Here is a 22,449-nt window from a genome sequence, read left to right as displayed (position 1 = left end):
AATCCACCCCACCCGGCAACCGACACGCCATCCCCACCACCGCGATGGGTTCGTCCACCCGGGCCGGAGCCGGCAGCGCAGCCGTCGGGCTGGCACGACCAGAAAGCTCAGCCTCCAAGTAGGTAGCCAGCTCTGACACCGAGCCGTAGTCCCAACCGACCGTGTCAGCCAGTTGCAGGCCAGTCACAGCTGCCAGCCGATTGCGAAGCTCGACTGTCATCTGTGAACTGAAACCCAGTTCTGAGAAGGCGAGTTCGGTATCTACCGACCGAGCATCGGGTTGGCCCAGCATCGTTGCGACCTCGAGGCCAACGGTGTCCGCCAAGAGTTGGTAGCGCTGTCGCTGCCACGCTTTGAATTGCTCGTGCAGCTTCATTCCTCGGCGGCCTATATCCGCAGTCTCGATGTTCCCAGCCGATGTTGTGCCCAGCTCCGCTATGTCTGGCGAAGGCGTCACAGAGGAGACCTGCCAAATCGGTTTTGCCGGAATTTCGGCGCGAAGATCGCTTCGAATCAATTTCCCGGTCGCGGTCCGAGGGAGCTGCTGTGTAACGGCGAATCTGTGCGGGACTTTGAACGAAGACAGTTGGCTGCGCAATCGACGGTATATCTCGGCAATAGCCGCATCGTCGAGGGATGCTCCGTCATTGGGAACCAGAAACGCCTGTAGCGCCGACGCGCCCGTGGATTCCCTTACTCCGACAACCGCGGCCTCAGCCACCTGCTCATCCTCAAGAATGAGCCGCTCGACCTCGTTTGGATTAATGTTGAAGCCGCCCACAATTTCTATGTCGTCGGCGCGACAACTGTACCTAACCCATCCGTCAGGATCGATAAATACCTGATCGCCGGTGTCGAGCCAACTTCCATTCAAGGCGAGGGGATCATTCGGCCGATTCCAATAGCCCGCCGCGATCGATGGCCCCTGAACCCATAGGTTCCCTTCGACCCCGGGTCCGGCAGTGCTGCCGTCCGGCGTCACCACGCGAATCTCATAGGGGGGAAGAACCTTTCCCAAGGTTCCCAGACGCCAGTCATCGACGGTATTCGACACAAATGTTTGTCCGACCTCGGTCGAGCCTATTCCGTCAAGGATCGGAATGCCGCCGAAGAAATCCAGAAGGCGTTCAGCCAGGCTGAGCTCAAGCGCCTCGCCGGCTGATACCAGGCGGCGGACCGACTGGAATGAATCGGGCAAGCAGGTGTCGACAATTCTTGCAAAAAAAGTGGGCACACCATAAAGCACCGTCGGTCTAAATCTCGCACTGAGCTCGGCCGCTGCCTCCGGGCTGATCGGCGACGAGTTGATGACCGCTGCACTGCCCGTCGCAAGAGGAAACCACACCGAATTACCCAAGCCGTACGCGAAATACATGCGGGCGCTACTCAGCGCGACGTCCCCGGGAGAGAGCCGCAATGCGGTGCGACACATCGCTTCGACATACGTCAAGACATCGGCATGCCGATGAATCGCGGCCTTGGGTGAACCCGTCGTACCAGAGGTATACGTCGCGTATGCAACGGCGTCGCCGCTTAGGTTCTCGTAGTCTGCCGGCTCGACTCGGGTCGCGTCCGACCACAGCTCTGCTGCCTCCACAACGGTCGACCGCTGGAATCGGCCGCGCAGGGCGGACGAGGTGACGACAAGCGCTGGCTCGGTATCGCGCTCGACAAATGTGTGGTCTTCGGAACGGAGTTCGGGGTTGGTGATAAACACCAAAATCCCGCGAGCCAAACTGGCCAACAACAGTTGCACCAGGTCCACCGAGTCGGGGAGGCACAATAGAATGCGATCTCCGCGGGAAAGCCCGCGGACACCGAGCGCTGCCGCGAGACGCAGCGCACCGTCATGGATTTGTCTATGAGTTACGGGGTTCGGAGCATAGTAGGCAGGCGAGTCGTGCCATCCAGCTTCCAATGACCGTTCGGCCAGTACTCTTGCTACGTTTCCGATTTGCATTAGTCAGCTACCGCTCGTGACATAAAAGCGGATGAATCATACTAATTAGCGGCCCGCCATTTGCTGTCGTACCGCCTCTTTGCAAGAGCAATCGCAGATATCCATGTCAACTTCAGCGCCGTTACCTTCGCCGCTGACGGTCGCCGTCTCGTCGGTGTCAATGAATGCGCTTTGGGGGAAGTATTCGGTAATAACGATGGCCGGCTGGCTGCGGATGGTCATGCGATATTGACGCGTGATCACTTCCTGACTCATGTCCTCACATCCTTCGAGGTTTGACCAGTCGGGCAGCTTATCCATCCAGAACTTTGGTGTCTCTTTGAATATCTCGATACCGTTGGCCAATATGGATTCTCCAATCGGCCCATCCATCTCGATCAAATTGTCGACCAATTTTGATGGCACGATATCAATGGCAATAACTGACTCCGCGACCACAAACACTTTTCCCGAGGACCGGCCTCTGAGTAACACTTTGCGGCGAATCGTTCGGCCATTGAAATGCTGCTCGGTGCTGCTCATTTCCGGAGCGGAAGCATGAATATCCTGGTCGACAATCTCCGTATAGATCTCGTCATTCACGACAATGCCGAGAGTCCGGGTGAGGGTGCCATTGGTTGCGAGGAGTATCCGAAGGTCACGGCTGAACTTTCGGATTTCTTCGTCAGTGAGGAAGCGTGAAGACAGTTCTAATTCCTTCCTGGGCGTTACTCCAGTGTGTATGTCATTGTGTCGTCAGCGACACGCCCACAATGGGGGAGATTCTTCGGTGGCAGCCCGGCGGCGAATGCCAGTTGGCGCCATCGAGAGTATTGGTTTTGCGGATCGGCATGTCCATGCGGTGCGGTCCTAAGTGGGGTGTAGGAACTGACGCAAGAACCGGTCGGCCGCCCGACCGTGGCGTTAATAGTAGCAGCACTTGCCCGTCGCGAATACGTACTTTCGGGTGGGTGACCTGTCGGATCGGTCACTCGAATAGAGACGGGTTGAGCGGCGGCGCCGATCCGCGCGGCTGGCGAGACACGGGCTGGTCGGCAAGCGGCGGCGAAATGCGAACAACCCGATCAGATTTCGACCATAAGAGTGCGGAAAAGACGCCCTTTCGGGCAATGCGGGTTAAAAGTGCCCCAGACGGTCGCGAAGGTTGGTGTGAAAGTGTCCGATAGCGCTCTCGTGCCGGCCGAACTCGACGAATTTGTTCGCACCCGCACGAAATCCACGCTGTACGCCCGCCGACACCGCGTTATCCTCCGCGACAACGCGGCTGATGTAGTCGGCTAACTCCGCAGGGTCGGGCGGCTCCACGTCGAGCGGAATTCTGCTGGCCACATCCGCTCTGGTCATCGTGTAGTAAATAACTTCGCTGTGACCTACATCTACCGGGTCGATAACGACCACCTGCGCTAGTGGTGGAAACGCCCCGACTATGACGTTGGGGAACAGGTGATACACGAATGTCGCGGGCAGACGTCCCACCCAGGTCGCTTCCGGACGGTCCCGGAGCTGCTCAATTTCGCAGTACGGGAACGTAACACGGGAATTCGGGCCGAACGTCTCGATCACCGTGAGGTTGTCGTACAGGTGGGGAAGGGTTTCCTTATGAGTCCACCGGATGTGGTAGCCCTCCAAGAACTGCTCGACAAGAACCTTCCAATTGATGGCTAGTTGATAGGACTCGACGGACAGGACCCCATCGATTGGTAGCAGCTTGTCTCGCCATGCTGTCCCATTAGTCAGCCAGGCCATCGCGTCGTCAGCATCGGGTCTCGGCACGCGGTTGCCGTCGGGAGAGGTCGCACCTATGACGATGAGCCCGTCGACCTCATAGCTCGGGACTTCCACGAGACCCCGCGCCGCCATATCCAGATCGGGGAAAGCGTCAGCGTGCGGGACGTGCGCCAGTGAGCCATCCAGGCGATATGTCCAGCCGTGGTAGCGACACACCAGGGCGTGGGAACACCCCGCGTCCTCGACCAGCGCGAAACCACGATGCCGGCATGCGTTGCGGAATACCCGAGCGCGTTGATCGTGCCCACGCACAGCGAACAGCGGCACCCCGAAGGTCACTCGTTCGACGTGGTCGCCCTGATTGGGAATAGCGGCGGACGGAACGAACACGCTTGGCATCGCCCGCAGTAGGTCGATCTCCTGAGCGAATCGGTGTGGGTCCAAGTAGTTTTCCACGGGCTCGCGCCACGGAGCGCCTTCATCGGTGGTCCCGCCGTCGACATGGGCGAGAACTCGACGAACGATCTCCACGTCATCGGCAAGCCGCGGGTCCGTGGTCGAGGTCATTGGTGCAGCATAGCGACTTTTCCTGGCTATTCGCCGTGTGGGAAAAGCCGCGAAACTCACGAAAGCGCCGTCGAATACGGGCGCGCCGTGCGGCCCGGGCGGCGGCCCGGGCATCCCGCTCACCGCGGTCGAATCTTTGGGACGCCGTCACTGACCGGCGCTAAACTGAGACTTCCAACCTCCGACAGGCCAGAAAGCAGGCATTAGAACCCACGTGACGCCCCGCGAGACCCGCGCTGCTGACACCGCTGTAGTCCGGCAAGCCGACGCTCAGGTTCGCAGCAGCATCGATGTTCCGCCCGACCTCGTCGTGGGCTTGCTCGGCTCGGCCGACGAAAATCTGCGGGCCCTGGAACGTAGCCTCAACGCCGCTCTGCACGTGCGCGGCAACACCGTCACCCTGTCGGGTGAGCCGGCCGACGTCGCGCTCGCCGAACGCGCTATCTCAGAACTCGTCGCGATCGTGGCCAACGGCCAGCCGCTCACACCTGAGGTGGTGCGCCACAGCGTCGCCATGCTGGTCGGCACCGGCAACGAATCGCCGGCCGAAGTGCTCACCCTGGACATCCTGTCGCGCCGCGGCAAGACGATCCGGCCCAAGACGCTCAACCAGAAGCGCTACGTCGACGCGATCGACGCCAACACAATCGTTTTCGGGATCGGTCCAGCCGGCACCGGGAAGACCTACCTGGCAATGGCCAAGGCGGTCAACGCCTTGCAGACCAAGCAGGTCACTCGCATCATCTTGACCCGGCCCGCGGTGGAAGCCGGTGAGCGCCTTGGCTTTCTGCCCGGCACGCTGAGCGAGAAGATCGACCCGTACCTGCGGCCGCTGTATGACGCGTTGTACGAGATGATGGACCCCGAGCTGATCCCAAAGTTGATGTCGGCCGGGGTAATTGAGGTGGCCCCGTTGGCCTACATGCGCGGCCGGACGCTCAATGACGCATTTATCGTCCTCGACGAGGCGCAGAACACCACGGCCGAACAGATGAAGATGTTCCTCACCCGGCTTGGCTTCGGATCCAAAGTCGTCGTCACCGGCGACGTCACCCAAGTCGACCTGCCAGGCGGCGCCCGGTCGGGCCTGCGGGCGGCCGTCGACATCCTCGAGGACATCGACGACATCCACATCGCCGAGCTGACCAGCGCGGACGTGGTCCGTCACCGCCTGGTCTCGGAGATCGTCGACGCCTATGCACGGTACGAGGAGCCGGGGTCGGGGATGAACCGGGCGGCGCGGCGGGCGTCGAACGCCCGGAGTCGCCGATGAGCATCGAAGTATCCAACGAGTCGGGCGTCGACGTCTCGGAAGCCGAACTCGTCAGCGTGGCTCGGTTCGTCATCAACAAGATGGACGTCAACCCCGGCGCCGAACTCTCGATGGTGCTGCTGGACACCGCCGCCATGGCCGATCTGCACATGCGCTGGATGGATCTGCCCGGACCGACCGACGTGATGAGCTTTCCCATGGACGAGCTCGAGCCGGGCGGTCGCCCCGACGCACCCGAACCCGGACCGGCCATGCTGGGCGATATCGTGCTGTGCCCGGAATTCGCGGCCGAACAGGCGGCCGCGGCGGGGCACAGTCTCGGCCATGAGCTGGCGCTGTTGACCATCCACGGCGTGCTGCATCTGCTCGGCTACGACCACGGTGAGCAGGACGAGGAGAAGGAGATGTTCGCCCTGCAGGACCGGTTGCTGGAGGAGTGGGTAGCCGAGCAGGTCGAGGCCTACCAGCACGACCGGCAGAACGAGCGGGACCGTCGACTGCTGGATAAGTCAAGGTATTTCGACCAGCCGTGACGGGCCTGCCTCAGCTGCTCGGCACGATCATGTTGATCGGTCTGGGCGGAATATTCGCAGCGGTCGACGCCGCCTTCAGTACGGTCTCGCTGGCCCGCGTGCAAGAACTGGTGCGCGACGGGCGTCCCGGCGCCAAGCCGCTGCTCAAAGTGATGACCGATCGACCCCGCTACATCAACCTGGTGGTGCTGCTGCGCATCGTTTGCGAGATCACCGCCACCGCGCTGCTGGTCGTCTTTTTCCGGCACAACCTTGGGTTGAATTGGGGCTTGTTCGTTGCCGCGGCCGTCATGGTGGTGACCAGCTTCGTGGTCATCGGTGTCGGGCCACGGACTCTCGGCCGCCAGAACGCTTACTCGATCGCACTAGCGACAGCCCTTCCGCTGCAAGTGATCTCGTGGCTGCTGATGCCGATCAGCCGGTTGCTGGTGCTGCTGGGTAACGCACTCACCCCGGGCCGCGGCTTCCGCAACGGGCCATTTGCATCCGAGATCGAATTGCGCGAGGTTGTCGACCTGGCCCAGCAGCGCGGCGTCGTCGCCGCCGACGAGCGCCGGATGATCGAGTCGGTCTTCGAACTCGGCGACACCCCCGCCCGCGAGGTGATGGTGCCGCGCACCGAGATGGTCTGGATCGAAAGTGACAAATCAACCAGCCAGGCGATGAACCTTGCGGTGCGCAGCGGACATTCCCGCGTCCCGGTGATCGGCGAGAACGTGGACGACATCCTGGGCGTGGTCTATCTGAAAGACCTTGTGCAACAAACGGTTTGCTCCAACGACCGCGGCCGGGAAACCACGGTCGCGCAGGTGATGCGCCCGGCGGTGTTCGTGCCGGACTCCAAGCCGCTGGACGCGCTGCTGCGTGAGATGCAGCGCGACCGCAACCACATGGCCATGCTGGTCGACGAATACGGCGCGATAGCCGGCCTGGTGAGTATCGAAGACGTGCTCGAAGAAATAGTCGGCGAGATCGCCGACGAATACGACCAAGCCGAGACCGCGCCGATAGAAGACTTGGGCGACAACCGTTTCCGGGTATCCGCGCGACTGCCGATCGAGGATGTGGGCGAACTGTACGGCATGGAATTCGATGATGATCTCGACGTCGACACGGTAGGTGGACTGCTGGCTCTGGAACTGGGCCGCGTGCCACTGCCGGGCGCCGAGGTGGTCACCCATGGGCTGCGGATGCACGCCGAGGGCGGCCCCGATCACCGCGGCCGGGTGCGGATCGGCACGGTGCTGCTGAGTCCGGTCGGTGACTCTCCGAATGGCAGCGAGGCGGCTCATCGTGACTGACCGGTTGGCCGACGAGGACGCGAAGCTGGTGATCCTGGCGCGCGCGGCGATGGCGCGGGCCGAAGCCGCCAGTGCCGCCGCGGTGCGCGACGTCGACGGACGCACGTATGCGGCTGCCCCGGTGAGTCTTTCGGCCCTCGAACTCACCGGCCTGCAAGCCGCGGTGGCCGCGGCTGCGTCCAGCGGGGCGACCGGCCTGGAAGCGGCGGTACTCGTGGCCGGCTCCCAGGACGACCCGGGCGTTGCCGCGGTGAAGGAGCTGGCACCCTCGGCCGCCATCATCGTCACCGACCGTGCAGGCAACCCGCTATGACGCCGAGCGTGTACTCAGAGTCAAAAATCGCGCGCAAAGTCGCGCTGAGCGCACGTTCGGCGAGGTGCCCGGCGTGACCGAATTCCGTTCCGGTTTCGTGTGTTTGGTCGGCCGGCCCAACACCGGCAAGTCGACTCTGACCAACGCGCTGGTAGGCGCGAAAGTCGCCATCACCTCGATGCGGCCGCAGACCACCCGGCACACCATCCGCGGCATCGTGCACCGCGACGATTTTCAGATCATTCTCGTCGACACTCCCGGCCTGCACCGGCCGCGCACGCTACTGGGCAAGCGGCTCAACGACCTTGTCCGCGATACCTACGCCGAGGTCGACATCATCGGCCTGTGCATCCCGGCGGACGAGGCGATCGGTCCCGGCGACCGCTGGATCGTCGAGCAGATCCGGGCCATAGCGCCCAAGACCAAGCTCGTTGCGATCGTCACCAAGGTCGACAAGGTGCCGAAAGACAAGCTGGTGGCTCAGCTGCACGCGGTCAGCGAGCTGGTCAGCGACGCGGCCGATATCGTCCCGGTGTCCGCCGTGTCCGGTGAGCAGATAGACGTCTTGATCGACGTGCTAGTCCAGGCCTTGCCGCCAGGCCCGGCTTACTACCCCGATGGTGAGCTCACCGATGAACCCGAGGAAGTGCTGATGGCCGAGCTCATCCGTGAGGCCGCGCTGGAGGGCGTGCACGACGAACTGCCCCATTCGCTGGCCGTCGTCATCGACGAGGTCAATTCCCGGGAGGGCCGCGACGACCTGATCGACGTGCACGCCGTGCTGTATGTCGAGCGGGACAGCCAGAAGGGCATCGTGATCGGCAAAGGTGGCGCCCGGTTGCGGGAGGTGGGTACTGCCGCGCGTTCTCAAATCGAAAAACTGCTCGGCACCAAGGTCTACCTCGACCTGCGCGTCAAGGTCGCCAAGAACTGGCAACGCGACCCCAAACAGCTTGGCCGGCTTGGCTTTTAACGTCGCGGTGGAGAGGGCACCGTGTGGATCGGGGGCGTGTTGTTGCCGGTGTTCCACCACACCTTCGGCTGTTTGGTCGCCCAGCCGCTGAGGGCTTCCAGTTCGGCGGCCAGCGATATCAGCATTCCCTCACTGTTGGCCGGTCCCATCAGCTGCACGCCGATGGGCAGACCGTCGGAGGTGAAGCCGGCCGGCACGCTGATGGCCGGCCAGCCCAGCACGTTCCACGGCCATGCGCCCGGGCACGCCGCGATCATGGCGCGGTCGGTTTGGATGCCGCTCAACTTGTCGAATGCGCGTGCCTGCGGCGGCGGTTGCGCGGTCGTCGGCGCCAGCACCACGTCGACGATGTCGAAGATCGAGCCCACCCGACGCTGGTCGGCGGCTTCATGCCGGCGAGCGCTGCGCAGGATCGCCTGGCCCAGCACGTGGCCGGTCCGGAAATTGGTCAGCGTGCGGGGGTCCCAGGCGACCTCGTCGCCCAGCCGTTCTTCCCACTCCCGCAGACCGGCGGTGGACCGGGCGAGAAAGTCCCACGACAGACGCACGCCGTAATCCGGATTGCCCTTCACCACGGTATGGCCGAGCAGCTCCAACTGTTCGCCCACGGTCTGGGTCGCGGCCAGAATCTCTGGGTGCAGCTTCGCCCGGAAAAACGTGTACGGGAACCGCGTGGACAGTGCGATCTTCAGTGGGCCCGGTGCGATGCCGACGTAGTCCGACGCCGTCAGCGGCGGCGGCTTGTGCAGGTCTCCCTCGACATTGCCCGACGCGGCGTCCAGTACCAGCGCCGCATCCTCGACCGTGCGCGCCAGCACGCCGTTGACGGTGATGCCGTTGAAGGCCTCCGGCAACGGCCAGGTGGAGATGCGGCCGCGTTGCGGTTTGATGCCCACCAGGTGCGTCCAGGCCGCCGGGACTCGCACGCTGCCGGCGCCGTCGGAACCGATCGCGGCGGTAACCAGGCCGGCGGCCACCGCGGCCGCGCTGCCACCCGACGACCCGCCCGGAGTGTGCCGGCGTGACCAGGGGTTTCGGGTGTGCCCGAAGGCCGGTCCGCTGGTGAACGGCCACTGGCCAAGTTCGCAGGTGTTGGTCTTGCCGACGATCACCGCGCCGGCGGCCTTGAGGCGCCGAACAACCTCGGCGTCACGGTCGGCGGGCCGGATGTACCCCTCGGTCCCGTAGGCCGTCGGCACTCCGGCAACGTCGACGTCATCTTTGATCGCGATCGGGATGCCCAGCAGCGGCGCGGTGTCACCTGCTGCTCGGCGTCGATCGGCGGCGGCCGCATCGGCCAACGCAGACTCGGTGAGTACCACGCGGAACGCGTTCAAGGTGGACTGGCTCACGTCGATCGCGTGCAGGGACCGTCGGACCAGCTCAGCGGAGGTGACCTTGCCGGTTGCCAGCTGATATAGCAGTTCGGTCAGGGTGGGCAGGCGCTGGCTGCCGGATCCGGAAATGGACCCGAAATCGGACCCAGAAGCGCCAACCACGGGGTACGAGACTATCGGCGCGGATACCCGCGATGTCGCGGCGGGGTGCAAAACTGTTGTGATGCGGCTGTATCGAGACCGAGCTGTTGTGCTGCGCCAGCACAAGCTCGGCGAAGCCGACCGGATCGTGACCCTGTTGACTCGCGACCACGGACTGGTCCGTGCGGTGGCCAAGGGAGTCCGCCGCACCCGCAGCAAATTCGGCGCCCGATTGGAGCCGTTCGCGCACATCGACGCGCAACTGCATCCCGGACGCAATCTCGACGTCGTCACCCAGGTCGTCTCCATCGACGCGTTCGCCACCGACATCGTCAGCGACTACGGCCGGTACACCTGCGGGTGCGCGATGCTGGAGACCGCCGAACGTTTGGCCGGTGAGGAGCGAGCGCCGGCCCCGGCGCTACACCGGCTTACCGTGGGCGCGTTGCGCGCGGTGGCTGACGGGCGTCGGCCCCGCGATCTGTTGCTGGATGCCTATCTGCTGCGTGCCATGGGCATTGCCGGGTGGGCGCCGGCGCTGACCGAGTGCGCCCGCTGCGCCACCCCCGGTCCGCATCGCGCGTTTCATATTGCCGCCGGCGGCAGCGTCTGCGCGCACTGTCGCCCGGCCGGTTCGACCACACCGCCGCAGGGCGTGCTGGATCTGATGTCCGCACTGCACGACGGCGATTGGGAGGCTGCCGAGCAGTCACCGCAATCCCACCGCGGCTACGTCAGCGGATTGGTGGCTGCCCATCTGCAATGGCATCTGGAACGGCAGCTCAAGACGTTGCCGCTGGTGGAGCGTGTCTACCAGGCCGATCGCACGATTGGCCAGCGTCGCGCCGCGCTGATCGGGCAGGATACCGAGTGTGGCTAGAAGCGCCCGCAAGCTGAACTCCGCTGAATTTCCCCAGTTGCCTCCGGCGCCAGACGATTATCCGACCTTTCCCGATACGTCGACGTGGCCGGTCGTTTTCCCCGAGCTTCCGCCGTCGCCCGACGGTGGACCGCGCCGGCCGCCGCAGCACATCTCGAAAGCCAGCGCACCACGAATTCCCGCCGACCGATTGCCCAACCACGTCGCCATCGTGATGGACGGCAACGGGCGCTGGGCCACCCAACGTGGTCTGCCCCGCACCGAGGGCCACAAGATGGGCGAAGCGGTGGTCATCGATATCGCTTGTGGTGCAGTCGAACTCGGGATCAAATGGCTCAGTCTTTACGCCTTCTCCACTGAGAACTGGAAGCGTTCGGCCGAGGAGGTGCGCTTCCTGATGGGCTTCAATCGCGACGTGGTGCGCCGGCGTCGCGAGATCCTGAACTTGATGGGTGTGCGAATCAGATGGGTGGGGTCGCGACCGCGCCTGTGGCGCAGCGTCATCAATGAATTGGCGGTCGCTGAGCAGGTCACCAGGAACAACGACGTCATCACCATCAACTACTGCGTCAACTACGGTGGGCGCACCGAAATCACCGACGCGACAAGGCAAATCGCTCGCGAGGTGGCCGCGGGCAGGCTGAACCCGGAACGGATCAGCGAGGCCACGGTCGCCCGCCACATGCAGCGCCCCGACATCCCGGATGTGGACCTGTTCCTGCGGACCTCAGGTGAACACCGGTCCAGCAATTTCATGTTGTGGCAGGGGGCCTATGCCGAATACGTCTTCCAGGACAAGTTGTGGCCCGACTATGACCGCCGCGACTTGTGGGCGGCATGCGAGGAATACGCCGCCCGCAACCGACGATTTGGGAGCGCCTAGTGGGGACCGCAAGCGCGGCGGAGCCGGGCGCGGCGGGTCCGCACCCAGCTGGTCGAGTGCCATCTCTGCCGGAGCGGCTGGCTTCGATCCTCGGCGACGTGCTGCCCGTCGACGAGGAACCCGACGGCGGGCTGACGGTCCGCCACGGCGATACGTTCGCCTCGTTACGGGTAGTGAATATCGCTGCGGATCTCGACCTGGTGTCGCTGACGCAGATCCTGGCGTGGGACCTGCCGCTGACCAAGAAGGTGAACGATCAAGTGGCCAGGCAAGCTCACGATCTCAACTTCGGCTCAGTGACCGTCACGGAGAAGGCCGGCGACAAGACCAAAGGCACGCCGAAGACCGCGGACGTGATGCTGCGCTACAACTTTCCCGGCGCCGGCCTGACCGACGACGCGCTACGCACGCTGATTCTGCTGGTGCTCGACACCGGCGCGGGGATCCGCCGGGCGCTGACGGCTTAGATCCGCCGCGCCGACTACGCCGAGCGTGAAGCCAGCTTCACGCTCGGCAGCGAACGTGAGGCCAGCTTCACGCTCGGCAGAGAACGCACCGCTTAGGACCGGCAGTCCGAGCAGGTGCCGAAGATCTCTATGGTGTGGCTGACGTCGGAAAAGCCATGCTTGGTGGCGATTTCCGCGGCCCACACTTCAACCTCGTGGTCGCCCACCTCAACGGTGGAGCCGCAGCTGCGGCACACCAGATGATGGTGGTGGTGTTCCGAGCACCTGCGGTAGACCGATTCACCCGTGTCGGTGCGCAAGGTATCGACCATGCCGGCCGCGGCCATCGACTGCAGTGTGCGGTAGACGGTGGTCAGGCCGATGTTCTCGCCGCGGCGGCGCAGTTCGTCGTGCAGCTCCTGGGCCGAGCGGAACTCGTCAAGCGTTTCCAGCAGAGTCGAGATCGCCGCGCGCTGACGGGTGGAACGGACGCTGGTGCCGGTCATTTGCGCCGCTCTCCCCCGCAAGCGGGAGGTGCCCCCACCTCATCGCTTCGTCCCCCGCAAGCGGGCGGTACCCCCACTGCATCGTCGCTGGCGGTCATAAGCCCTCGCCGGCGTGCGCAACCGCATCCACGACGATGTGCGCCAAGTGATGGTCGGCCAGCCGGTAGAGCACTTCGCGTCCCGACCGCTCTCCAGTAACGACGCCCGCCGCCTTCAGAATCTTCAGATGCTGGCTGACCAGCGGCTGCGGCACGCCCAGCGCGTCGACCAACTCGTGCACGCAGCGCTGCGACTCCTGCAATTGCAACACCAGCGCGATGCGTACCGGTGCGGCCAGCGCGCGCAGCAATTCACCGGCCGCGTCGAGAATTTCGCGCGGCGGCGGCATCGGGAAGTCCGGGCAGCGATTTGCGCCATGCTCGTGGCCGGCGACCCCGTCGCCGGCCATCTCCTCGGCGGCACTGGGTGTCGAGGGGGACGTCACCATATCGGAGTCACCACCTCGAGAAGTGCCGGTATTGGGCAGGCTTGCGGCCGACCTCCACTGTCACATGCGTGATGATGCATGTCAAAGACGGATACGGCCTTACCGGGCCGATCGCTACCATGACTGATGTTTTGCACGCGCCTGCGCGTGCTTGCCCAAGTCCCCGAAGGGAGCGCACCACCCCGTGGCGTCCGTCATCGACACCGTAGTCAACCTGGCCAAACGGCGCGGCTTCGTTTTCCCCTCGGGCGAGATATACGGGGGCACGAAGTCGGCGTGGGACTACGGTCCGCTGGGTGTTGAGCTCAAAGAGAACATCAAACGGCAGTGGTGGCGAGCCGTGGTCACCGGCCGCGACGACGTCGTCGGCCTCGATTCCTCGATCATCCTGCCGCGCGAGGTGTGGGTGGCGTCCGGCCACGTCGAGGTCTTCCATGACCCGCTGGTCGAGTCGCTGATCACGCATAAGCGCTACCGCGCCGACCACCTCATCGAGGCCTACGAAGCCAAACACGGTCAGCCGCCGCCCAACGGGCTGGCCGACATTCGCGACCCGGAAACCGGCGAGCCCGGTCAATGGACGGAACCGCGCGAATTCAACATGATGCTCAAGACCTACCTCGGCCCCATCGAGACCGAGGAGGGGCTGCACTACCTGCGGCCGGAAACCGCGCAGGGCATCTTCGTCAACTTCGCCAACGTCGTGACTACCTCGCGCAAAAAGCCGCCATTCGGCATCGGGCAGATCGGAAAGAGCTTCCGCAACGAGATCACCCCGGGCAACTTCATCTTCCGCACCCGCGAGTTCGAACAGATGGAGATGGAGTTCTTCGTCGAGCCGTCGACAGCCAAGGAATGGCACCAGTATTGGATCGACACCCGCCTGGCGTGGTACACCGAGCTCGGTATCGACCCGGAGAACCTGCGGCTCTACGAACACCCCAAAGAAAAGCTCTCGCACTACTCCGACCGCACCGTCGACATCGAGTACAAATTCGGATTCCAAGGCAATCCGTGGGGCGAACTGGAAGGTGTCGCCAACCGGACCGATTACGACTTGTCAACGCACACAAAGCATTCCGGCACCGACCTGACTTTCTACGACCAGGTGAGCGACACCCGGTACACGCCGTACGTCATCGAACCGGCGGCCGGCCTCACCCGCTCTTTCATGGCCTTCCTCATCGACGCGTACACCGAGGACGAAGCCCCTAACGCCAAGGGCGGCATGGACAAGCGTTCGGTCCTGCGGCTGGATCCCCGGCTGGCGCCGGTCAAGGCGGCGGTGCTGCCGCTGTCGCGGCATGCCGACCTCAGCCCGAAGGCGCGCGACCTGGCGGCCGAATTGCGCAAATGCTGGAACATCGACTTCGACGACGCCGGCGCCATCGGCCGGCGCTACCGGCGCCAGGACGAGATCGGCACTCCGTTCTGTGTGACGGTCGACTTCGACTCGCTCGAGGACGGCGCCGTCACCGTGCGTGAGCGCGACGCCATGACACAGGAACGGGTCGCGATCGACAAAGTCGCCGACTATCTGGCGGTCCGCCTCAAGGGAAGTTAGCAACCGCATCTCGCCGGGTCGCGTGTCGTTTCGGGTAACGCGCGGGGCGGCGGTTGAGAATATCCCGTTAGAGGAGGGGCGGTTAATGAACTTTTCGGTGTTGCCGCCGGAGATCAATTCGTTGCGGATGTTCTCTGGTGCGGGTGCGGGGCCGATGTTGGCGGCGGCGGCGGCCTGGCAGGGGTTGTCGCAGGAGTTGGGGTCGGCGGCGGATTTCTTTTCGTCGGTGACGGCGGGTTTGGCGGGTGGGTCGGGTACGGCGTGGCAGGGTGCGGCGGCGGAGGCGATGGCGGCTGCGGCGGCTCCGTATGCGGGGTGGTTGAGTGCGGCGTCGGCGCGGGCTGCGCAGGCGTCGGCGGGGGCGAATGCGGTGGTGAGTGCGTTTGAGGCGGCGCAGGCGGCGGTGGTGCATCCGGTGGCGGTGGCGGCGAATCGGAATGTGTTTGTGCAGTTGGTGTTGTCGAACATTTTTGGTCAGAATGCGCCGGCGATTGCTGCTGCTGAGGGTGTGTATGAGGAGATGTGGGCTGCTGATGTGGCGGCGATGGTGGGGTATCACGGTGGGGCGTCGGCGGCTGCGGCTCAGCTGACGTCGTGGGGACAGAATTTCGTGTCGAGCTTGCCCGGCGTGTCCGGTTTGTCGGGCTTGGTGAGCGGTGCGACCAACGTCCCGGCGGCTGCCTCGCAAGCCGTCACGCAAATCGCCTTCAATCTCGGTTTGGGCAACGTCGGAAACTTCAACATCGGCAGTGGCAATTTCGGCAACTTCAACCTGGGCTTCGGCAATACCTTCGACAACAACCTGGGCAGCGGAAACTACGGCGACGACAACTGGGGCAGCGGGAACATCGGCACTGCCAATACCGGCAGCGGAAACATCGGTGATTTCAACTTCGGCAGCGGAAACTTCGGCAGTGGAAACATCGGCAGCGGCAACATCGGCAGCCTCAACTTGGCCAGCGGCAGCTTCGGCACGCTCAACCTCCTGGGCGGCGGAAACCGCGCCGACTTGTCCATCGGCAGCGGAAATATCGGCGACTTCAGCTTCGGCAGCGGGAACAACGGTGGTACCAACCTCGGGTTCGGAAACCTCGGTACCGGCAATATCGGATTCGGCAACAAGGGCAACGGCAATATCGGCTTCGGGCTCACCGGCAATGGCCAATTCGGCATCGGCAGCCTGAATACCGGCAGCGGAAATATCGGCTTCGGGAATTCCGGCAACAACAACATCGGCTTCTTCAACTCCGGCAACAACAACATCGGTTTCTTCAACTCCGGCAACGGAAACACCGGTTTCGGAAACGGCGGCAACTTCAACACCGGCTTCTGGAACGCGGGCAATTCCAACACCGGCTTCGGCAGTGCGGGCAACGGAAACCTCGGCATCTTCGACGGCGGGAATTCAAACTCCGGCAGCTTCAACGTCGGTTTTCAGAACACTGGATTCGGCAATGCCGGTGCCGGAAACACGGGCTTCCTGAATTCGGGTGATTCCAACACCGGGTTCTTCAATTCCGGCAACGTCAACACCGGTTTCTTCAATGCCGGCAGCATCAACACCGGGGGCTTCGACGGCGCGGACCTCAACACCGGGTTCTTCAGCAGCTTCCAACAGAGCGGCCCCAACTCGGGCTTCGGAAACGCGGGAACGGGCAACTCGGGCTGGGGCAACGCCGATCCCTCGGGCCACGGAAACTCCGGTTTCTTCAACACCGGCACCGGCAACTCGGGCTTCTCCAACGCGGGCACGACTTCGTTCACCGGCTTCAACTCCGGATTCGGGAACATCGGCACGTTCAATGCCGGGTTTACCAATGCGGGCAATAACCTCGCCGGCATCTCGAACTCGGGCGACGACAGCTCTGGCACGGTCAACTCCGGCAATGACAACTCCGGTGGGTTCAACTCGGGCTCACAACTCTCGGGCTTCTTCAGATAAGCGCGGTTCGGTCCCTGAACGTGCCGAGGACCGTGGTAGAACACGGGGTCGCTGGCGGCTGGTCGGCGGCGAGATGCAAAGTGTCGCGTGTCGTTTCGGGTAACGCGCGGGGCGGCGGTTGAGAATATCCCGTTAGAGGAGGGGCGGTTAATGAACTTTTCGGTGTTGCCGCCGGAGATCAATTCGTTGCGGATGTTCTCTGGTGCGGGTGCGGGGCCGATGTTGGCGGCGGCGGCGGCCTGGCAGGGGTTGTCGCAGGAGTTGGGGTCGGCGGCGGATTTCTTTTCGTCGGTGACGGCGGGTTTGGCGGGTGGGTCGGGTACGGCGTGGCAGGGTGCGGCGGCGGAGGCGATGGCGGCTGCGGCGGCTCCGTATGCGGGGTGGTTGAGTGCGGCGTCGGCGCGGGCTGCGCAGGCGTCGGCGGGGGCGAATGCGGTGGTGAGTGCGTTTGAGGCGGCGCAGGCGGCGGTGGTGCATCCGGTGGCGGTGGCGGCGAATCGGAATGTGTTTGTGCAGTTGGTGTTGTCGAACATTTTTGGTCAGAATGCGCCGGCGATTGCTGCTGCTGAGGGTGTGTATGAGGAGATGTGGGCTGCTGATGTGGCGGCGATGGTGGGGTATCACGGTGGGGCGTCGGCGGCTGCGGCTCAGTTGACGTCGTGGGGACAGAATTTCTTGTCGGGCCTGCCCGGTGTGTCGGGGTTGGCGGGTATGCCGGCGGCGGCCGCGCAGGCGGTCGGGGCCGCCGTGCCGGCGCCGCTTCAGGGCCTCAATTTCGGCTTCGGCAACATCGGCTCGCTCAACTTCGGTAGCGGCAATATCGGTGACACCAACGTCGGTAGCGGCAATATCGGCAGCACGAACCTGGGCAGCGGCAACAACGGCAACCTGAACCTGGGCAGCGGTAACTTCGGCAGCCAGAACCTGGGCAGCGGCAATATCGGCAGCAGCAATCTGGGCGGCGGCAACATCGGCAACACCAACGTCGGCAGTGGCAACATCGGCAATACCAACTTCGGCAACGGGAACAACGGCGCCTTCAACTTCGGCAGCGGCAACTTCGGTAGCAACAACGTCGGGTTCGGCAACACCGGCAGCGGCAATTTCGGCTTCGGGAACACCGGCAACGGCAATATCGGATTCGGGCTCACCGGTAACGGCCAGTTCGGCATCGGCGCGCTCAACTCCGGCACCGGAAATATCGGCTTCGGCAACTCCGGCACGGGCAATATCGGCTTCTTCAACTCCGGCACCGGCAACGTGGGCTTCGGTAATTCCGGCGTCGGGAACACCGGCTTTGGCAACGCCGGCAACACCAACACCGGGTTCTGGAATGGCGGCAGCGTCAACTCCGGCGCGCTGAATGCCGGCGCCAGCAACTTCGGTTTCTTCGATTCGGGCAACTTCAACGCCGGCAGCTTCAACTCCGGGAACTCGAACACCAGCTTCGGCAACGCCGGCAACCTCAACACCGGTTTCTTCAATGCCGGCGACGTCAATTCCGGCTTCGCCAATGGCGGCGACACCAACACCGGATTCGCCAACAACGGCAACATCAACACCGGCGGATTCAACAGCGGAAACCTCAACACCGGGTTCTTCAGCTCGGTGAACCAGGTCGGCCCGAACTCAGGCTTCTTCAATGTCGGCACCGGCAACTCAGGCTTCGGCCACAACGACCCGGCCGGTAGCGGCAACTCGGGCATCCAAAACTCAGGTTTCGGCAACTCTGGTTATGTCAATACCAGCACCACGACGACCTTCGGTGGCAACTCCGGCATCCTGGACACCGGTTATGGAAACGCCGGTTTTTACAACGCGGCGGTGCAGAATGCGGGCATCTTCTTAGCCGGCGTGACGACGTCTGGCATTTTAAATTCAGGAACCGGTAGCTCCGGTGTGTTCAATGCCGGGAATGGGATTTCGGGCTTTTTCCAGAACCTTTTCTAGCCCGCACTGCACGGCTGCGTTACTGACGGGGCCGCTGTGACCCCTGAGGTGCGGCAACGCCCGTGGTCAGCGACGTGGTGGGGCGAAGATCGGGGTCAGCCTCATTCTAAAGAGACAATAAATTTCGGTACGCTTTAACCGTTATTTCCTGCGAAAGCGATGCAGTTTGTCCAACCTGTCGACATTTGTCTGGACGCCGGTCCGGTCGGGTCCAGACCCGCGGCCGACCCGACATCGTGAATTCCTCGAAAAAGATTCGGCGAAAGTGCAGACTTTTGGTGTGGGTTTGTCATACGATCCGGCCGTGGACAGTCGCGGGTACACGTTCGCGGTTGGCATGTCGGAGCCGCTGCTGCGGCTGGCTGGTTTGGGGTTGCGATGATTCTCGATTTTGCGTGGTTGCCGCCGGAGATCAACTCGCTGCGGATCTTCTCGGGTGCCGGTTCGTCCCCGTTGTTCACGGCGGCCGCTGCCTGGGAGGGGCTGGGTGCGGATCTGCAAGCGTCGGTGACGTCGATTGAAAAAGTGCTTGCCGACCTGACCGGTGGCCCGTGGACCGGTCCGGCGTCGATGTCGATGGCGGCCGCGGCGGCGCCGTACGTGTCGTGGTTGTCCGCGGCGGCGGCGCAGGCCGCCTTATCGGCGGGGCAGGCGCGGGCGGCGGCGACGGCGTTTGAGACGGCGCTGGCGGGCACCGTGCATCCGGCGGCGGTGGACGCCAACCGGGTGTCGCTGCTGTCGTTGATCGCGACGAACTTCCTGGGGCAGAACACTCCGGCGATTGCGGCTACCGACTTCGACTACGCGGAGATGTGGGCCCAGGACGTCGCGGCGATGGTGTCTTACTTCACCGGGGCGGCGTCGGTGGCGTCGACTCTGACGCCGTTCAGCATGCCGCCGGTGAGCCTGGCTGGGCTGGCCTCCCAGGTCGGCGCGCAGGTGACGTCGGCGGCTACCACTGCCACGGCGGCGCTATCTCCGGCACTGCAGAGCGCGTCGACGGGGCTGGCGGGTGCGGTGACGGCGGTGCAGTCAGCGGCATCGGCGGTGCCGATAGGCGAGTTGCAGTCGTTCGCGCAGATCGCGATGTACCCGGCCAGCATGATGATCAGCCCGATGATGCAGCTCGCCCAGATGGGCAACACGGGAGCGAACGCGGCCGGGCTGGCCTCGGCGGGTATGGCCGCCGGTGACGTGCCCAAGTTCGTCGGTGACGTCGCTCCGGCGATGAAGGGCCTGGGTGGCGGACTGGGCGGTGCCGGAATGGCGGCCGACCTGGGCAAGGCGCACTTGGTGGGAGCGATGTCCGTTCCGCCGAATTGGCAGGGATCCATGCCCAAGGCGATGGCCAGTTCGGCGATGGCGGGGATGGGCCTGCCGACGGCCGCCGAGATGGCGGCGCAAGCGGGCGCAACCGGGGGCGGTATGCCGATGATGCCGATGCCGATGGGTATGGGCGGCGCGGGCGCCGGTATGCCCGGCGGAATGATGGGCCGGGGAGGCGCTAATCCGCACGTCGTTCAGCAGCGGCCCAGTGTGGTGCCGCGGACTGGCGTCGGATAGGGCGGGGGTGATCGGTCGGGGTTGTCAGCTGCAATTCGGCACGTGATCGCAATTGATTGTTTCGTTATGAAAGGACGGGTGTGATGGCTACTCGGTTTATGACCGATCCGCACGCGATGCGGGACATGGCGGGTCGTTTTGAAATGCATGCCCAGACGGTTGAGGACGAGGCGCGCCGGATGTGGGCGTCGTCGCAAAACATTTCGGGTGCGGGCTGGAGTGGTCTGGCCGAGGCGACCTCGTTGGACACCATGGGGCAGATGAACACGGCGTTCCGCAACATCGTGAACATGCTGCACGGTGTGCGCGATGGACTGGTCCGCGACGCCAACAACTACGAGCAGCAAGAGCAGGCCGCACAGCAGACCCTCAGTAGCTAGCTCTCTCAAGCATTAGGAAGGATTGGCTATGACGATTAATTACCAATTCGGCGATGTGGACGCCCACGGTGCGCTGATTCGCGCGCAGGCGGCATCGTTGGAGGCTGAGCACCAGGCGATCGTGCGCGATGTGCTGGCGGCCGGGGATTTCTGGGGCGGCGCCGGTTCGGTGGCGTGCCAGGAATTCATCACGCAGCTGGGCCGCAATTTCCAGGTCATCTACGAGCAGGCCAACGCCCACGGTCAGAAGGTTCAGTCGGCGGGCAGCAACATGGCCCAGACGGACTCCGCAGTGGGCTCTAGCTGGGCCTAGGGATCCACATCTAGCGGTCAAGGGCGCGGGCGACACCAGGGGGAACGGTGTCACCCGCGCTCTTGCCATGTCTGCCATCAATACCGATCGTCGGAAAATTGACGAAAGCCGAGACCCTTGGTGTGGATTATCCTACGATTGCGTGGGTTATCGGCGTGGATAACTTTCCGGGGTGTGACCTTCAAGTGCTGCTGACGCGGCTGGCCGGTTTGGGGTTGTAAATGATTTTGGACTTTTCGTGGTTGCCGCCGGAGATCAATTCGCTGCGGATCTTTTCCGGTGCCGGTTCGTCGCCGCTGTTCACGGCCGCAGCGGCCTGGGAGGCGCTGGGTGCGGATCTGCAAGCGTCGGTGAATTCGATCCAATCGCTGCTTGCCGACCTGACCGGCGGGCCGTGGACCGGCCCGGCCTCGGCGTCGATGGCGGCCGCGGCGACCCCATACGTGTCGTGGCTGTCCGCGGCGGCGGCGCAGGCCGACTTGTCGGCGGGACAGGCGCGCGCGGCGGCGACGGCGTTTGAGACGGCGCTGGCTGCCACGGTGCACCCCGCGGCGGTGGACGCGAACCGGGTGTCGCTGTTGTCGTTGATCGCGACGAACTTCTTGGGGCAGAACACCCCGGCGATCGCGGCCACCGAGTTCGACTACGTGGAGATGTGGGCCCAGGACGTCGCCGCGATGGTGACGTACTACACCGGTGCGACGTCGGTGGCCTCGACCCTGACGCCGTTCAGCGTGCCGCCGGTGAGTTTGGCCGGCTTGGCTCAGATCGGCGCTCAGGTGACGTCGGCGGCCACGAGTGCCACCGCGACGCTGTCGCCGACGTTGCAGAGCCTGTCGACGGGCGCTGCCGGGGCGGTGACGGCGGTACAGTCGGCGGCGTCGGCGGTGCCGATCGGCGAGTTGCAGTCGTTCGCGCAGATCGCGATGTACCCGGCCAGCATGATGATCAGCCCGATGATGCAGCTGGCCCAGATGGGCAACACGGGCGCGAACGCGGCCGGCCTGGCTTCGGCGGGTATGACCGCCGCTGACATGCCGAAGATGGTCGGTGACATCACTCCCGCGGCGAAAGGCCTGGGCGGTGTGGGCGGCTTAGGTGCAGGCATGGACGCCGGCTTGGGTAAGGCCCGATTGGTGGGGGCGATGTCGGTGCCACCCACCTGGGAAGGTTCGATGCCCAAAGGCATGGCCAGCTCGGCGATGTCGGGCTTGGGAGCCAACGCTGCGGCATTGGAGGCGGCGGCTCAGGGGGCGGGTGCCGGTGGTGGTATGCCGATGATGCCGATGCCCATGGGTGCTGGTGGTGCCGGCGCCGGTATGCCCGGCGGGATGATGGGCCGCGGCGGCGCCAACCCGCACGTGGTTCAGCAACGGCCCAGCGTGATTCCGCGCAGCGGAGTCGGATAA

Annotated in this window: 21 protein-coding genes and 2 pseudogenes; 16 read left to right on the top strand and 7 right to left on the bottom strand. The window is 64.1% G+C overall.

Going from position 1 to position 22,449, the window contains the following annotated elements; all coding sequences use genetic code 11:
• From BST12_RS16500 to BST12_RS16490, 3 genes are all read right to left on the bottom strand, one after another.
• Positions 1-1,960, bottom strand: a 1,960-nt coding sequence (locus BST12_RS16500) for an AMP-binding protein (RefSeq protein ID WP_083114205.1), incomplete at its 3' end; no start/stop codon positions are given.
• 45 nt (positions 1,961-2,005) lie between these two features.
• Entirely contained in the window at positions 2,006-2,590 is a 585-nt protein-coding gene (locus BST12_RS16495) for a chorismate--pyruvate lyase family protein (protein WP_264063217.1), read from the bottom strand.
• 486 nt (positions 2,591-3,076) lie between these two features.
• Complete coding sequence (locus BST12_RS16490) at positions 3,077-4,255, bottom strand: aromatic ring-hydroxylating oxygenase subunit alpha (RefSeq protein ID WP_083114189.1); 1,179 nt, start codon at positions 4,253-4,255, stop codon at positions 3,077-3,079.
• 214 nt (positions 4,256-4,469) lie between these two features.
• Between BST12_RS16490 and BST12_RS16485 the strand changes: the two genes are divergently transcribed.
• The 5 genes from BST12_RS16485 (at position 4,470) to era (ending at position 8,648) form a co-directional block, all read left to right on the top strand.
• On the top strand, positions 4,470-5,528 hold the full coding sequence (locus BST12_RS16485) for a PhoH family protein (RefSeq protein WP_083114188.1): 1,059 nt from the start codon (positions 4,470-4,472) through the stop codon (positions 5,526-5,528).
• Positions 5,525-6,061 (top strand): rRNA maturation RNase YbeY, encoded by a 537-nt coding sequence (ybeY, locus tag BST12_RS16480; protein WP_083114187.1) that lies wholly within the window; start codon positions 5,525-5,527, stop codon positions 6,059-6,061. The genes BST12_RS16485 and ybeY overlap by 4 nt, the downstream gene beginning before the upstream one ends.
• Entirely contained in the window at positions 6,058-7,362 is a 1,305-nt protein-coding gene (locus tag BST12_RS16475) for a hemolysin family protein (RefSeq protein WP_083114186.1), read from the top strand. The genes ybeY and BST12_RS16475 overlap by 4 nt, the downstream gene beginning before the upstream one ends.
• Before the next feature lie 49 nt (positions 7,363-7,411).
• Positions 7,412-7,675 (top strand): cytidine deaminase, encoded by a 264-nt coding sequence (locus BST12_RS16470; protein ID WP_425437400.1) that lies wholly within the window; start codon positions 7,412-7,414, stop codon positions 7,673-7,675.
• 73 nt (positions 7,676-7,748) lie between these two features.
• Entirely contained in the window at positions 7,749-8,648 is a 900-nt protein-coding gene (era, locus tag BST12_RS16465; RefSeq protein ID WP_083114204.1) for a GTPase Era, read from the top strand.
• Here the strand turns inward: era and BST12_RS16460 are convergent.
• Positions 8,645-10,147, bottom strand: a complete 1,503-nt coding sequence (locus BST12_RS16460; RefSeq protein ID WP_083114184.1) for an amidase — start codon at positions 10,145-10,147, stop codon at positions 8,645-8,647. The genes era and BST12_RS16460 overlap by 4 nt on opposite strands.
• Positions 10,148-10,208: 61 nt before the next feature.
• Here BST12_RS16460 and recO point away from each other — a divergent pair, with 61 nt between their 5' ends.
• The 3 genes from recO to BST12_RS16445 are packed head-to-tail and all read left to right on the top strand — an operon-like array spanning position 10,209 to position 12,356.
• Positions 10,209-11,006 (top strand): DNA repair protein RecO, encoded by a 798-nt coding sequence (gene recO / locus BST12_RS16455; protein ID WP_083114183.1) that lies wholly within the window; start codon positions 10,209-10,211, stop codon positions 11,004-11,006.
• Positions 10,999-11,889, top strand: coding sequence for a decaprenyl diphosphate synthase (locus tag BST12_RS16450; protein WP_083114182.1), 891 nt, complete (start codon positions 10,999-11,001; stop codon positions 11,887-11,889). The genes recO and BST12_RS16450 overlap by 8 nt, the downstream gene beginning before the upstream one ends.
• 56 nt (positions 11,890-11,945) lie before the next feature.
• Positions 11,946-12,356, top strand: a complete 411-nt coding sequence (locus BST12_RS16445) for a hypothetical protein (RefSeq protein ID WP_083114180.1) — start codon at positions 11,946-11,948, stop codon at positions 12,354-12,356.
• 92 nt (positions 12,357-12,448) lie between these two features.
• On the opposite strand, the gene BST12_RS16440 is transcribed toward BST12_RS16445, so the two are convergent.
• From BST12_RS16440 to BST12_RS16435, 3 genes and pseudogenes are all read right to left on the bottom strand, one after another.
• A complete protein-coding gene (locus tag BST12_RS16440; protein WP_083114179.1) occupies positions 12,449-12,841 on the bottom strand; it encodes a Fur family transcriptional regulator in 393 nt (130 codons plus the stop codon).
• 1 nt (position 12,842) lies between these two features.
• A pseudogene (locus BST12_RS34900) lies at positions 12,843-12,939 on the bottom strand (hypothetical protein); the annotation flags it as partial.
• Positions 12,936-13,328, bottom strand: a complete 393-nt coding sequence (locus tag BST12_RS16435; RefSeq protein WP_083114178.1) for an ArsR/SmtB family transcription factor — start codon at positions 13,326-13,328, stop codon at positions 12,936-12,938. The pseudogene BST12_RS34900 and the gene BST12_RS16435, both read right to left, overlap by 4 nt.
• A gap of 151 nt (positions 13,329-13,479) precedes the next feature.
• Between BST12_RS16435 and BST12_RS16430 the strand changes: the two genes are divergently transcribed.
• From BST12_RS16430 to BST12_RS16400, 8 genes and pseudogenes are all read left to right on the top strand, one after another.
• Positions 13,480-14,892, top strand: a complete 1,413-nt coding sequence (locus BST12_RS16430) for a glycine--tRNA ligase (protein WP_211281289.1) — start codon at positions 13,480-13,482, stop codon at positions 14,890-14,892.
• Positions 14,893-14,977: 85 nt separating this feature from the next.
• Entirely contained in the window at positions 14,978-16,834 is a 1,857-nt protein-coding gene (locus BST12_RS16425; RefSeq protein ID WP_083114176.1) for a PPE family protein, read from the top strand.
• 150 nt (positions 16,835-16,984) lie between these two features.
• Positions 16,985-17,492, top strand: a pseudogene (locus BST12_RS34895) (PPE family protein); the annotation flags it as partial.
• 53 nt (positions 17,493-17,545) lie between these two features.
• The gene (locus BST12_RS16420; RefSeq protein WP_425437399.1) at positions 17,546-18,784 is read left to right on the top strand and encodes a beta strand repeat-containing protein; all 1,239 of its coding nucleotides are present in this window, start codon (positions 17,546-17,548) and stop codon (positions 18,782-18,784) included.
• Positions 18,785-19,162: 378 nt separating this feature from the next.
• Positions 19,163-20,347, top strand: a complete 1,185-nt coding sequence (locus BST12_RS16415; protein ID WP_083114174.1) for a PPE family protein — start codon at positions 19,163-19,165, stop codon at positions 20,345-20,347.
• Between the two features lie 83 nt (positions 20,348-20,430).
• On the top strand, positions 20,431-20,727 hold the full coding sequence (locus BST12_RS16410; protein WP_083114169.1) for a WXG100 family type VII secretion target: 297 nt from the start codon (positions 20,431-20,433) through the stop codon (positions 20,725-20,727).
• A 28-nt stretch (positions 20,728-20,755) separates the two neighbouring features.
• Positions 20,756-21,040: a WXG100 family type VII secretion target gene (locus BST12_RS16405; protein WP_083112432.1), complete on the top strand. Its 285-nt coding sequence runs from the start codon at positions 20,756-20,758 to the stop codon at positions 21,038-21,040.
• A 221-nt stretch (positions 21,041-21,261) separates the two neighbouring features.
• Complete coding sequence (locus BST12_RS16400) at positions 21,262-22,449, top strand: PPE family protein (protein ID WP_083114173.1); 1,188 nt, start codon at positions 21,262-21,264, stop codon at positions 22,447-22,449.

This window comes from Mycobacterium angelicum (genome assembly GCF_002086155.1).
GTDB lineage: Bacteria > Actinomycetota > Actinomycetes > Mycobacteriales > Mycobacteriaceae > Mycobacterium > Mycobacterium angelicum.
This window is presented reverse-complemented; position numbering and strand designations above follow the sequence as displayed.